This window comes from Chryseobacterium sp. CS2K3 (assembly GCF_059515185.1).
Genome location: NZ_JCAKRW010000001.1, coordinates 321333 through 333345, shown reverse-complemented (window position 1 = coordinate 333345; position 12013 = coordinate 321333). Strand labels below are relative to the sequence as shown.

Annotated in this window: 12 protein-coding genes; 7 read left to right on the top strand and 5 right to left on the bottom strand. The window is 35.2% G+C overall.

The window, feature by feature from the left end:
• Nucleotides 1–56: 56 nt before the first annotated feature.
• Together AC5YGG_RS01510 and AC5YGG_RS01505 are read left to right on the top strand one after the other, a co-directional pair.
• Nucleotides 57–752: a pseudouridine synthase gene (locus AC5YGG_RS01510; RefSeq protein WP_496142652.1), complete on the top strand. Its 696-nt coding sequence runs from the start codon at nt 57–59 to the stop codon at nt 750–752.
• 279 nt (nt 753–1031) lie between these two features.
• Entirely contained in the window at nt 1032–2069 is a 1038-nt protein-coding gene (locus AC5YGG_RS01505) for a quinone-dependent dihydroorotate dehydrogenase (RefSeq protein ID WP_496142651.1), read from the top strand.
• A gap of 196 nt (nt 2070–2265) precedes the next feature.
• Here the strand turns inward: AC5YGG_RS01505 and AC5YGG_RS01500 are convergent, their stop codons facing one another.
• Together AC5YGG_RS01500 and AC5YGG_RS01495 are read right to left on the bottom strand one after the other, a co-directional pair.
• The gene (locus tag AC5YGG_RS01500; protein WP_496142650.1) at nt 2266–3156 is read right to left on the bottom strand and encodes a hypothetical protein; all 891 of its coding nucleotides are present in this window, start codon (nt 3154–3156) and stop codon (nt 2266–2268) included.
• A gap of 25 nt (nt 3157–3181) precedes the next feature.
• Complete coding sequence (locus AC5YGG_RS01495) at nt 3182–4426, bottom strand: DUF445 domain-containing protein (RefSeq protein ID WP_496142649.1); 1245 nt, start codon at nt 4424–4426, stop codon at nt 3182–3184.
• Nucleotides 4427–4574: 148 nt separating this feature from the next.
• Between AC5YGG_RS01495 and msrB the strand changes: the two genes are divergently transcribed.
• Nucleotides 4575–5102 (top strand): peptide-methionine (R)-S-oxide reductase MsrB, encoded by a 528-nt coding sequence (gene msrB, locus AC5YGG_RS01490; protein WP_496142648.1) that lies wholly within the window; start codon nt 4575–4577, stop codon nt 5100–5102.
• Between the two features lie 129 nt (nt 5103–5231).
• Nucleotides 5232–5993, top strand: coding sequence for a murein L,D-transpeptidase catalytic domain family protein (locus AC5YGG_RS01485; RefSeq protein WP_496142647.1), 762 nt, complete (start codon nt 5232–5234; stop codon nt 5991–5993).
• 15 nt (nt 5994–6008) lie between these two features.
• Here AC5YGG_RS01485 and AC5YGG_RS01480 read toward each other — a convergent pair whose 3' ends face one another.
• Both AC5YGG_RS01480 and AC5YGG_RS01475 read right to left on the bottom strand, forming a co-directional pair.
• Nucleotides 6009–7388 (bottom strand): sensor histidine kinase, encoded by a 1380-nt coding sequence (locus AC5YGG_RS01480; RefSeq protein ID WP_496142646.1) that lies wholly within the window; start codon nt 7386–7388, stop codon nt 6009–6011.
• Nucleotides 7385–8071 carry a response regulator transcription factor gene (locus tag AC5YGG_RS01475; RefSeq protein WP_496142645.1) on the bottom strand — a complete coding sequence of 229 codons (687 nt, stop codon included), beginning with the start codon at nt 8069–8071 and terminating at the stop codon, nt 7385–7387. Before AC5YGG_RS01475 ends, AC5YGG_RS01480 begins: the two co-directional genes overlap by 4 nt.
• Before the next feature lie 239 nt (nt 8072–8310).
• Here AC5YGG_RS01475 and AC5YGG_RS01470 point away from each other — a divergent pair, with 239 nt between their 5' ends.
• Genes AC5YGG_RS01470 through AC5YGG_RS01460 form a run of 3 tightly spaced genes read left to right on the top strand, consistent with a single transcriptional unit; the run spans nt 8311 to nt 10573 of the window.
• A complete protein-coding gene (locus AC5YGG_RS01470) occupies nt 8311–9639 on the top strand; it encodes a hypothetical protein (RefSeq protein ID WP_496142644.1) in 1329 nt (442 codons plus the stop codon).
• A 14-nt stretch (nt 9640–9653) separates the two neighbouring features.
• The gene (locus tag AC5YGG_RS01465) at nt 9654–10073 is read left to right on the top strand and encodes a Dabb family protein (protein WP_496142643.1); all 420 of its coding nucleotides are present in this window, start codon (nt 9654–9656) and stop codon (nt 10071–10073) included.
• 20 nt (nt 10074–10093) lie between these two features.
• Nucleotides 10094–10573, top strand: a complete 480-nt coding sequence (locus AC5YGG_RS01460) for a cupin domain-containing protein (protein ID WP_496142642.1) — start codon at nt 10094–10096, stop codon at nt 10571–10573.
• Nucleotides 10574–10741: 168 nt separating this feature from the next.
• Here AC5YGG_RS01460 and fabF read toward each other — a convergent pair whose 3' ends face one another.
• Nucleotides 10742–11983, bottom strand: a complete 1242-nt coding sequence (gene fabF, locus AC5YGG_RS01455; RefSeq protein WP_496142641.1) for a beta-ketoacyl-ACP synthase II — start codon at nt 11981–11983, stop codon at nt 10742–10744.
• Nucleotides 11984–12013: the final 30 nt, after the last annotated feature.

Here is a 12013-nt window from a genome sequence, read left to right as displayed (position 1 = left end):
AACAGTAAAGTCTTCTCTCTAAACAAGAATCACTAGAAAATTTCTACTTTTGCCACATGTTAGAAATTCTTTATCGTGACGAGCATATTATTGCCATCAATAAGCCAAGCGGGCTGTTGGTTCATAAATCCTTTTATGTAGGAGAAGCAGATACTTATGCCATCCAGGAATTGAGAAATCAAATTGGGCAAAAGGTTTATCCTGTGCATCGTTTAGACCGAAAAACCTCCGGGGTTTTGCTGTTCACTTTAGATAAAGATACGCTTAGAATCATGAGTGATCGCTTTGCCACCAGAGAAGTGGAGAAAAAGTATATTGCCATTCTAAGAGGCTGGGCGAAAGAAGAAGAAACCATCGATTACGATTTGATTAATGAAAATGAAGTCAAGCAGAATGCCGTTACTTATTACCATCTTTTGCAAAAATCAGAAATTGATTTACCTTTTTTAAAGCATCAGACTTCAAGATATTGTTTGGTAGAAGCTGTTCCTGAAACGGGACGATTTCATCAGTTAAGGAAACATTTTAAACATATTCTGCATCCGATTTTAGGTTGTCGTAAACATGGATGCAACAAACAGAATAAATTGTGGCTGAATACTTTTAACATAAACAAAATGACCCTTCATGCTCATCAATTAATTTTCAATCACCCTATTACCAACGAAAAAATGATACTGAACGCTACTGTAGATGAAGAGTTCAAAAAAGTAGGAGATATTTTGAATTTTGATTTAAGTCAGTATTCTTAGTTTACAACGAAAGGAAAGTAAATCCTTAAAATCCTTGTCAAGGTTTTAAACCTTGACAAGGATGGTGTCTCTGAGTATCTCAAAAAAGATCTCATCCCATTTAGCGCCTATGTATTGTTTAGTTACACTCGATTATAACGTTAAAAATCATCTCACTGATTTACAGATTATGCGGATCTCTTTGTCTTATAGATGCTATATATCAAATATTTCGATAAAATAACATAGGGTAATTATACATTAATTTTAAAATGAGTAATTTTGTAAAACTTTTTTTCAATGTACAAATCGCTCATTCGTCCGATTCTTTTCAAATTTGATCCCGAAGAAGTGCATCACTTTACTTTTTCGATGCTAAAGAATTTTGGATTCCTTACTAAATTATTTTTCCCAAAACCTATTGAAGACAAGCGTCTGGAAAGAGAAGTTTTTGGATTGAAGTTCAAAAATCCTGTAGGACTTGCTGCTGGTTTTGATAAAAATGCTACCCTTTTTAATGAATTAGGTGACTTAGGATTCGGATTTGTAGAAATCGGTACGGTAACACCAAGAGCTCAGGCAGGAAATCCTAAAAAGAGATTGTTCCGTTTAATAGAAGATGGTGGAATCATTAATAGAATGGGATTCAATAATGAAGGGCTTGAAGCCGCCATTGAAAAACTGAAATCCAATAAAGGGAAAATAATCATCGGCGGAAATATCGGAAAGAACACAGATACCACCCCTGAAAATTATACACAGGATTATCTGGATTGTTTTGACGGTCTTCATCCGCATGTAGATTATTTTGTACTGAATGTAAGCTGCCCCAATGTAGGAAGTCATGCAAAACTAGAAGATGTAGAATATCTGCGTGAGCTGATTACGGAAGTGAAAAAGATCAATCAGTCAAAAACCGTACAGAAACCTATATTACTGAAGATTGCACCAGATCTTAATAATACACAATTGGATGAAATTGTAGACTTAATTGCAGAAACAAAAATTGATGGAGTAATTGTTTCCAATACTTCAGTAAACAGAGAAGGTCTGAAAACTTCAGCTGAAACTTTGGCACAGATAGGAAACGGAGGATTAAGTGGAAAGCCTATTCGTGAAAGAAGTACAAAAATGATTAAGTATCTTTCTGATAAAAGTAACAGAGCGTTCCCGATCATTGGAGTAGGGGGTATTCATTCAGCGAAAGATGCGATTGAAAAATTAGATGCCGGCGCAAGCTTAGTTCAGTTGTATACGGGATTTATTTATGAAGGACCGGAACTGATCAATGAGATCAACAAAGAGATTCTAAAAAGAGCAAGCAGATTGCCAAGATAATATTGAGAGACCGTTTGGTCTCTTTTTGTTTTAGCTACTAATGCACGAATTTTCTTTGTTGTGTTTTTGTAAATTCGCAGGGAGATTTTATTTCAAAGAAGGTTACTTAAAAAAATTGTAATCAAATACAATCATTGTTTTTGAGCATACAAAATAAAAATTCGTGCATCCGTGGCAAAAAATATAGTGTAATCCTTTACTTTGATTTTACAACAGAAGAATTTTTTGTGTCAACTGTCAATGTATATGCAGGGGAAGAATAGGATTTTGGAACTTTAAACTGAAGAACATTCGGATCTTTGGTTTTCATCTTTTGAGTCTCAAATATCCCTTCACGACAGCTTTCTGTTAGAAACTCTTCGTAGCTCTTATAATTCCAGTCTTTCGTAAAATAAAGCACTCTATATCCTTTTTCACCATCGCTGGCTCCGCACATCCCACAGAAATTAAAATTGGAAACTTCCTCAAAATAAAGCAGAATGGTGTTTGCCTTGCCTCCTGATGTATAAGAAATCAATTGATTACCACCAGCTTTATTAATTATGTCATAGGTATTGATCTTTTTATTATTCGGTAGGATCAGATAGTTATTATAACGATAAATCATATCATTTCCGGTGAAAAGTTTTGCAGGGTGTATTTTTTTATTGAGTTGAAAGTGACCGGAAATAATATTTTCCTTTGATGAAGAATGTTCAAATATAAGAGATTCCTGAGGAGTTAATGTTTGTGCTATTTTATCAGTTTGTTCTATTTTTTGTCGGGAGGTAATGTGTTCTTTAAGAATTTTTGAACTTACTTTGTGCTTATTGCCAAAGTTATACAAGGACAGCTTTCCATAAAAATCATAGATTCCGGTTAATGGAATTTTCTTCTGATACTTATCATAATAGTACCATCCGTCTACATAATGCTGATACTGGTCACAATCTACAATTCCTGTGTAACTGAGCATAATAGTTATAGGAACGCCTGCAATCTCTCCTTTGAAAGTCTGAGAAGAATCTGTTACAGCTTTTAACTCAATTTTTTGGCTTTTCCCCAAAAAGAATAAGAACAGTAAGAGAAGGGCAAAGTTTTTTTTCATGGTTAAGATATCGGCGGATTATTTTTTAAATGAAAAAATGGGCAATTGTATAGATTATCAATCCTACCAAACCACCTACCAGGGTTCCATTTACTCTGATGAATTGCAGATCTTTTCCTACTTCCAGTTCCAGTTTTTCACTGAGTTCCTTTCCTTGCCAATTTCCTACGGTTGTACTGATGAGGTTCCCGAATTGATGAGTATTTTTCAGAATGTATTTGTAAGCTGTTACACGAACCCAGTGATCAATTTTATTTTGAAGATTTTCATCTGTTTTTAAATTTTGTGAAAATTCATTCAGGTTTTTAGAAAGATAATTTTTCAGAGCAGAATGATCTTCCTGTAATTCTTTCATGAGTGTTTTTTTAATGGAAACCCAGATATCATTGGAATATTCATCAAGTTTATCATTTTTCAGAAGTCCATTTTTAATAGTTTTGAATTCTTCGTCCCATTTCGGATCTTCTTTAAGGTCAACAGAAAATTCATGGATTTTTTGAGTAATTAATGTTCTTACCGCATGATCCGGATTTTCTTCAATTTCTTTAAAAAAATCTGACAGCCCATCGGCAATCTTATCAGCAATCTTATTATCTACAAAGGACGGAATGAATGAATAGCTTCCTTTCTTCACACGATCTTTGATCATCTCATCATTGGCGATAATATATTCCTTAATTTGTTTCGAAAGGTTCGTAACGATTCTTTGGTGATCATTTTTTTCCAGGATATAATTGATTCCGTTTCCTACCACTTTATTAAGCTTGATATCATCCGTCATATCAGAGACTTTTTTACTGATGAACTGGCTAACGGTAGAATCATCCAATTTATTGAGAATATCAAGAATGATGTCTGAAATATTTTTAATCAGAATTTCCTGGTTTTTGCCCTTTCCAAGCCATTCTCCAACAAAACTGGAGATTTTAAGCTTTTGAATATAAGGGCGGATATTTTGCGGCGAAAGAAAATTGCTTACTACAAAACTTCCCAGGTTATCACCCAGTCTTTGCTTGCTGCTTTCAATCAAATTGGTATGAGGAATAGGAAGCCCGAGAGGATGACGAAATAGAGCGGTTACCGCAAACCAGTCTGCCAGAGCACCTACCATAGCAGCTTCAGCAAACGCGCGTACATAGCCGATCCAATGAGAATCATTAGATTTCTGGAGGATTGTCGTAACAATGAAAATAAGAGCCATCAGAACAAAAAGTCCTGTCGCAAATGCTTTATATTTTCTGAGCTGTTTTCTTTTTGCTTCGTCATTCATAATCTCAAATTTACTAAATTTGGGTATCAAATCATCCAAGATTTGAACCACAAAAGATACAAAAGTGAGAATGTTACTTCTTAAACTGAAGTGTTTTTTAAATTAACTGTCACTTTTGACGTTAAGAGATAAATAATTAAAATTTGTGATGAAATCTTTAGTTTCAATCATCATATTAATTTTTCTGCAGGGATGTACGCAGAAACAACAACCTATTAAAATTACTTCTATGGAAAATACAGATGCAAAAAATAATCCATACTATTCAAGAACAGATACTACAAAACTGAATATTTCTAATGATGAATGGAAAAAAGTTCTAGCCCCCGATCTTTATGCAATAGCGAGAGAAGCTGCTACAGAAAGAGCATTTACCGGAAAATACAATGAATTTGATGAAGCAGGAGATTACTATTGTGCGGTCTGTGGAAACCATCTTTTCCGTTCTACATCAAAATTTGCAAGCAGCTGTGGATGGCCAAGTTTCTTTGAGGCAGATAAAGAAGGGGTTTATTATAAAAGAGATCAAACTTACGGTATGGATAGGGTAGAGGTGCTTTGCAAGAGATGTGATTCTCATCTTGGGCATGTCTTCGATGACGGTCCAAAGCCTACAGGGCTGAGGTATTGCATGAATTCTGTGAGTCTGGAATTTGTAGGAGATTCAGAAAAATAATGTGCTTTATTTCACATAATCAAGACGTTAAAGTTTCTTAAATTGAGTTAAACTTTGTGGAGTTATAACTTGTTGATAGCTATGTTTTTATAATTTTGCCCCACTAATTTGGAATTAATATATTATTGAATGAAAGGATTTTACGGCGTACTAAGCCTTGTTTACATGGTGTCGACTTCATTCTATCTTTCTCCAAGAACGGTGGTAAAGAATGAAAATCTAAAGACAACAAAAACCGAAAAAGTAGCTGAAACGAAATCTGGGAAGAATACGACAACTGTTGCTGTATCTTCGTCAGAAGCATTATACCAATCCATTGAATTTGATCCGGAGCATGAACTTAATTATGAAGTTTTTTCTAAGGCATTAACGGGATTTGAAAATCTTAAAAAAGCAGGGTTGCTTACCGATGAGTCGCATTTATTGACTATCTGCGATTTTTCTATGTCTTCCAATACAAAAAGACTTTGGGTAATTGATCTTAATGACAAGAAAGTACTGTTCAACTCATTGGTTGCTCACGGTAAAAATACAGGCGAAGAATTTGCTACGAATTTTTCTAATACGGAAAGTTCGCGGCAGAGCAGCATGGGATTTTATATCACGGATGCAACTTATCAGGGAGATAACGGATATTCATTAAGATTATTGGGAATGGATAAAGGATTCAATGATGCAGCGTATAGAAGAGCTATTGTCATGCATGGAGCAGATTATGTAAGTGATGCATTTGCTGCAGTACATAAGAGAATCGGAAGAAGCTGGGGATGTCCAGCGGTGCCCAGAGAATTGTCACAATCAATGATCAATACGATAAAGGGAAGAAATCTACTTTTCATTTATTATCCTGATCAGAATTATCTTTCCTCTTCGGAATGGTTAAAAGCATAAGAAAAAGCAGTCTGATCAGACTGCTTTTTTATTTTTAGATGAAAATTCTATTGTAAATATACTTCCTTCAGAAATCTTAGAATCTACATAGAGATTTCCATCATGAATTTCTACAATTCGTTTTACAATAGAAAGCCCGATTCCGTTTCCTTTTTCAAAATTTTTATTAGATCCTCTGTAAAACAATTCAAATATTTTTGAAAGATCCTGTTCTGATATTCCTATACCATGATCTATAAAACGTATTTTTATAGATTGGCTGTGTGCTTCAATTTCTACACGGCAGCTTTTATTTTTAGAATATTTACAGGCATTTTCCATAAGATTTGAAAAGGCAACTTGTAACAGATAAGGGTTACCATACCCATCGTAATTACTTTCTTCTTCGTCATTACTTATATAGTTGATTCCGATTTTATAATGAATATTTTTTTTAATTAGGGCTAGTTTTGCTTCCGCTAAGATTTCATCTAACCGAATATTGGTAAAACTAATCTGTGAAACATCATAGCTGGCTCTTGCGAAATCTAAAAGTTCTGATGAAAGTTTTGATGCATCATTAGCATCCTGAAGAGCATTGTCTATAGAAAGTTTATAGTCATCCAATGTTACATTCAGCTCTTTTGCAAGCTCCAGTTCTGCAATAAGGATGGAAAGCGGCGTCCGAAATTCATGAGAAATGGTTGTAACAAATTGTTTATGATTGTTAAATGACTTTTCCAGCCTGTTAAAAGTAGAGTTGAACGTTTCTGTAAGTTCATAAATTTCATCTTTGGCTTTTGGAATATCAAGACGTTTGTTAAGATTATGTTCTGAAATATCACGAATTTGAAGAATAATGTCTTTTAAAGGTTTCAAAGTATAATATGAAAAAAGAAATCCGATAATGAAAATAACAATAACCGAACTGATATAAATGATAATAATATCTTTCTTAAATTCTGCGATATGGGCATTTCCCGTTATATCCACAGCACTTCCGATGATATAATAATCTTCTCCTGCTGATTTGAATTTAATGGCAATATACTGGCGGTCACCCTGTTGCCAGAATATTCTTTGTTTGTTGGATTTGATGATTTTATCAAGATACTTTTCATTGCTTTTCAACGGTGGAATATCCGTAAATGTCAGATTTTTTTTACTGTTGTAAACACTGATGTCAGCCTCATTCAATAGTTTCTGATTTCGTTGGTGCAGTTCACGAATCTTTTCATCACTGATTCTTACATCAAAAATAAATTCGGAGCGCCAGATGACTTTATACCCTAACCGGTCATTAAACTCATCTTCCCTGTTCTTTTCAGAAACAACATACAGTACATAAGCAAACATAAAGAGAATACCTGCTGTAAGAATGGCGTAAATTAATGCTGTTCTGGTTGCTATTTTCATAATTGTGAGGAAAAAATAAACCCTACACCCGGTTTGGTATGAATGAGCTTAGTATCAAAATTCTTATCTATTTTTTTCCGTAAATAGGCAATGTACACATCAATATAGTTGGTTCCTGTATCAAAATGATTGCCCCATACATTATCGGCAATTTCTTCACGGGTGAGAATTCTTTCGGCATTGCTTACAAGAAAGACCAGAAGTTTGAATTCTTTCGGCGTAAGTTCTATTTCTTCGCCATTTCTAAAGACACGGTTAATTTTTTTATTAATCTTAAGATCATGATATTCCAGATCGGTGAGGTAGGTTTCTTTGGTTTTGTTTGAGCTTCTTTGGAGAATTGCCTTTATTCTGACAAAAAGCTCTCTTATTTCAAAGGGTTTTACCATATAATCATCAGCCCCTGCATCAAATCCTTCTACTTTCTCATCAATAGTTCCCAATGCGGTAAGCATGATAACCGGTAAGTCAGGATATTGCTGTTTAATAAATTTACATAAATCTATTCCGTTCATTTTGGGAAGCATAATATCTGTAATAGCCAAATCAAAGGATAATTTATTAAGCAAAACAACAGCATCTTCCGCATCCTCTGAAATGTATACCTGATAGTTCTGGCTTTCCAGACCACGCTTTAATACACTTGAAACCCGTGAATTATCTTCTATTATTAAAATTCTCATAAGGAAAAATTAAGGGTGTTGAAGGCTGATATTCAGAGTAGTATTTTATTTTAAAATATTGATTCTCAGATTGCCTTAAGCCCTTTGCAAAGGTATTTCTTATTTTCTTTTTATGGTAACAGATTAACTCTTTTAATAGTTTTCTATAAGGTTTCTAATAGATTTCTAATAACGGTCCCGGCTTTCCCTATCTAATTTTGTCCCGTTGAAATCAACAAAAAAGATTAGAACAGAAAAATATGAAGACAAGATCTTTCAGAACCGGAATTGCTTTAGTTGTCCTGTTGGGAATTACGGGAAAATTAGAAGCTCAGAAAAAAAATGACTTTAATAATCCGGGATTGACTCATTATTTTAATGATGAACATTCTCGTTATATTTCCCTGAGTGGTTATGCAGAATTATGGGCAAGATATACCCAGCTTAATCCTGGAAGTCTTATCAATAACCAAGCAAAATCAGATGCCTCCGATCTTTCTCTTCGCAGGGTTAGGGTAAAGATGACATATAAGCCTACTGAAAAATTAATGTTTGTATTACAAGGAGGAACTACCAATGTGAATGTCAACGCAAAAGGAAGTAATTACTTTGATTTATTGGATGCTTATGCAGAATATGCTTTTAGTGATAAAATAGCTTTCGGGGCGGGGCGTTCTACATGGAGAGGGCTTTCAAGATTTACGACAGGTCCTTTGAATACATTACTATACGATTTACCGGCGTATGCTACATCTAATGCAGGTGCTACGGACTATACAGTACGTGAACTCAGTGCTTATATTAAAGGACAGCTTGGTAAGTTTGATTATCGGTTGGTTGTTGCTGATCCTTATACCATGGCAACTTCAGATCCTAAATTTAATGTGGCGACTTTCAGTAAAAACTCTCCAGGGAAAGATTTCTCAGGCTATTTCAGATATGCTTTTTTGGATAAAGAGAATATTTCAACCCCATTTAATTCAGGTACCTATGTTGGGAAAAAGAATGTGTTGAGTGTGGGAGCAGGATTTGATTATATCCATAATGCTTTATGGCACCAGGATGCTGCTAAGAATACGGTAAATGATGATATGAAAAGTTTTGCAGTAGATTTATTTTATGATGCCCCTTTAAATAAAGAAAAAGGAACCTCGGTAAGTGCTTATGGAATGGCAATGCATAATGACTATGGTCCTAATTACATCCGTTACGTAGGGACAAACAATCCCGCTACCTCTGTAGATGTTACACAAGCCAGTCTAAACGGTGCCGGAAATGCCATGCCGGTTATCGGAACAGGAAATACTTATTATTTACAGCTAGGAGGAACACTTCCTTATTTAAACAAAGAAAAGAAAAACCTTCAGCTCCAGCCTGCTGTTGGAGTACAGCTGTCCGATTTAAAAGGACTGCATGATAATGCTATTGTCTATGATGCCGGAATATCATTGTTAATGAATGGAATGTCTTCCAGATTAACCTTTGATGCTCAGAACAGACCGATCTACGCTAATGATCCTTCGAATAATGCGTTTGTTTCAGATAGAAAATGGCAGTTTGTTCTTAAATACAGAATTGATTTTAATTAAATAAATATATGACTATGGAGAGAAGAAAATTTTTATTCCGTTCGGTACAAGCTTCAGCTATGTTACTTATTTCCGGAAATATATTTGCCTCTGCTTTACCTATGTTTAATCCTATAAAAAAGAAAAAAATGTACTTCCATTATTTATTATTCTGGCTCAGAAAAGACCTTTCGGAGCAACAAGTTAAAGAGTTTGAAAACTTTTTTGAAGGTCTTAAAAAACTCCCTTACCAGAAAAATCTCCGTTACGGAAAGCCAGCAGCTTCAAGCCCAAGAAATGTTTTGGATAATACGTTTACCTATAATGCTTCTATGGAATTTGACAGCCTTGAAGAACTGGAAGCTTACGGGCAACTTCCTGAACATCTCGCACTGGTGCAAAAATATAAGCCATTCTTTGAGAGAATGTTAGTTCACGATACTGTATATAATTAAAAATAAAATTTAAATTTATAATGAAAAAAATCATTAAAAGCTTCAGCCTTATTTTGGCATTAAGCACCGTAGGATTTATGAATGCACAACATAAAAATCATAAAAACGTGAGTGTAACCCCGGAAGAATCTACAGAGTTTATTCCTGCTGTAAGATTAATTAATAATCCGGATGGCTCGTGTACTTTTGAAAAAGGAAAGATTCCGACTCTCAAACACATGAATACAACAACTTTCTGGATGAGTAATAAAACAGAAGAATGGGAGAAGAATGCTCATCCTGCGCCCAGAAGACAGTATGTTATTACCATCAAAGGAAATATCAGATTTAAGGTGACAGATGGTTCTACTTTCATGATAAAACCGGGCGTAGTACTTCTTGCTGAAGATCTTATAGGAACAGGTCACAGCTGGGATATGGTGAAAAGTAAAGAATGGGAAAGATTATATATTCCTATAGCAGAAAATGCTGATGACTTTTTCGTACGCGATGCTCAGTAATTTTAATACATCTCTTTTTAAAGAGTATATATAGATTCGTTACATGTTGAAGCAGCCAGCCGGCTGCTTTTTTTTGACATAAAATCTAGGTTTTTACTCTATCAGCGAAGTAAAATAAAAAATCCCTATGTAAAAACACAGGGATTGAAAATTATTTTCATTTCAGCACTAGCTGAACTTTTTGAAAACTAAAGTAGCATTATGTCCTCCAAAACCAAAAGCATTACTTAATGCAAAATTGATTTCTTTTTCCTTAGCTTCTCCGAATACGATATTAATATCTTTCGGAATATTCTCATCAATGCTGTGAAGATTGATGGTAGGAGGAATAATACCTTTTTCAATAGCTTTAATGGAAAGAATTGCTTCAACGGCTCCTGCCGCTCCTAATAAATGCCCGGTCATAGACTTTGTAGCACTGATGTCAAGCTTTTTATTTCCTTTAAAAGCCTTATTGATTGCTTTTAATTCAATCAGATCTCCTAATGGAGTAGAAGTAGCATGTGGATTGATATAATCGATGTCCTCCATATTCACACCCGCTTCTTTTACGGCTAACTGCATAGCTTTAATAGCTCCCACACCTTCCGGATGAGGTGCCGTCATGTGATAAGCATCTGCCGTCATTGCTGCCCCTGCTAATTCTGCATAGATTTTTGCTCCTCTTGCCACTGCATGTTCATACTCTTCAAGGATTAAAGCTCCGGCACCTTCACCCATTACGAAACCATCTCTGTCTGCATCGTAAGGACGGCTGGCTGTTGCAAAGTCGTCATTTCTGGTAGACATAGCTTTCATAACAGAGAAACCACCTATTGAGGCAGGGGTAATAGCTGCTTCGGAACCTCCGCTGATGATTACTTTTGCTTTTCCAAGACGGATATAGTTGAAAGCGTCCATCAATGCTGTATTTCCTGTAGCACATGCGGAAACCGTTGTATAATTGATTCCCTGCAGACCGTATTTCATAGAGATCATTCCGGAAGCCATATTGGCAATAAACTTAGGAACAAAGAACGGATTGAAACGTGGTGAACCATCACCTTGTGCAAAATCCATTACCTCCTTTTCAAAAGTCCACATTCCGCCTTGTCCGGTTCCCCAGATTACTCCTGTGTCAAAAGGATCCATTGTTTCAAGTTCCAATCCTGAATCCTGTAATGCTTCAGCCGAAGCATACATTGCATATTGTGTAAAAAGATCACTTCTTTTGATTTCGTTGTGGTTAAGATATACCTTTGGATCAAATCCTTTAAGCTCACACGCAAAGTGTACCTTAAATTTTTCAGAATCGAAATGAGTAATTAACCCCGCTCCGCTAGCTCCATTAATACTGTTTTGCCAGAATTCTTCGACATTATTTCCAAGAGGAGTTACTGCTCCCAATCCTGTAATGACAACTCTCTTCATATAGTTATTGATTTTAACCGATTAGATTTT

Excerpts from the sequence above, each read along its gene's own strand:
- AC5YGG_RS01510 (WP_496142652.1), top strand. The coding sequence starts at position 57 with ATGTTAGAAATTCTTTATCGTGACGAGCATATTATTGCCATCAATAAG.
- AC5YGG_RS01505 (WP_496142651.1), top strand. The coding sequence starts at position 1,032 with ATGTACAAATCGCTCATTCGTCCGATTCTTTTCAAATTTGATCCCGAA.
- AC5YGG_RS01500 (WP_496142650.1), bottom strand. The coding sequence starts at position 3,156 with ATGAAAAAAAACTTTGCCCTTCTCTTACTGTTCTTATTCTTTTTGGGG.
- AC5YGG_RS01495 (WP_496142649.1), bottom strand. The coding sequence starts at position 4,426 with ATGAATGACGAAGCAAAAAGAAAACAGCTCAGAAAATATAAAGCATTT.
- msrB (WP_496142648.1), top strand. The coding sequence starts at position 4,575 with ATGAAATCTTTAGTTTCAATCATCATATTAATTTTTCTGCAGGGATGT.
- AC5YGG_RS01485 (WP_496142647.1), top strand. The coding sequence starts at position 5,232 with ATGAAAGGATTTTACGGCGTACTAAGCCTTGTTTACATGGTGTCGACT.
- AC5YGG_RS01480 (WP_496142646.1), bottom strand. The coding sequence starts at position 7,388 with ATGAAAATAGCAACCAGAACAGCATTAATTTACGCCATTCTTACAGCA.
- AC5YGG_RS01475 (WP_496142645.1), bottom strand. The coding sequence starts at position 8,071 with ATGAGAATTTTAATAATAGAAGATAATTCACGGGTTTCAAGTGTATTA.
- AC5YGG_RS01470 (WP_496142644.1), top strand. The coding sequence starts at position 8,311 with ATGAAGACAAGATCTTTCAGAACCGGAATTGCTTTAGTTGTCCTGTTG.
- AC5YGG_RS01465 (WP_496142643.1), top strand. The coding sequence starts at position 9,654 with ATGGAGAGAAGAAAATTTTTATTCCGTTCGGTACAAGCTTCAGCTATG.
- AC5YGG_RS01460 (WP_496142642.1), top strand. The coding sequence starts at position 10,094 with ATGAAAAAAATCATTAAAAGCTTCAGCCTTATTTTGGCATTAAGCACC.
- fabF (WP_496142641.1), bottom strand. The coding sequence starts at position 11,983 with ATGAAGAGAGTTGTCATTACAGGATTGGGAGCAGTAACTCCTCTTGGA.